At 62.9% G+C, this 482-nt stretch carries 1 protein-coding gene; it reads left to right on the top strand.

Features of this window, described 5'->3' with window-relative positions; translation table 11 throughout:
- Nucleotides 1-441: vitamin B12 dependent-methionine synthase activation domain-containing protein (locus WA675_RS27265; RefSeq protein WP_336088323.1), on the top strand; the 441-nt coding region annotated here is incomplete at its 5' end.
- Between the last annotated feature and the right edge of the window lie 41 nt (nt 442-482).

Here is a 482-nt window from a genome sequence, read left to right as displayed (position 1 = left end):
CGGGAGAGCGGGCAGGTCGATGTGTTGCCGTTCCAGCTGGTCACCATGGGTCAGCCGATCGCCGATTTCGCCAACGCCCTGTTCGCCGGGGACAGCTACCGTGACTATCTCGAGGTGCACGGTATCGGTGTGCAGTTGACCGAGGCGCTGGCCGAGTACTGGCATCGGCGGGTCCGTGAGGAACTGACCCTGGACGGTCAGTCGGTGGCCGATGACGATCCGGCCGATATCCAGGACTACTTCAAGCTCGGCTATCGGGGTGCGCGGTACTCGTTCGGTTACGGTGCGTGCCCGGAACTGGAAGACCGCGCCAAACTCGTCGACCTCCTGGACGCCGAACGGATCGGCATCGAACTCTCCGAAGAACTCCAGCTACATCCCGAACAATCCACCGACGCATTCGTCCTGCTGCACCCCGAAGCCACGTACTTCAACGCCTGAAAGACGAGGAACCCCATGACGATCGCCCTCGACACGCCCCG

This window comes from Nocardia sp. SSK8 (genome assembly GCF_037034205.1).
Taxonomy (GTDB): Bacteria; Actinomycetota; Actinomycetes; order Mycobacteriales; family Mycobacteriaceae; genus Nocardia.
This window is presented reverse-complemented; position numbering and strand designations above follow the sequence as displayed.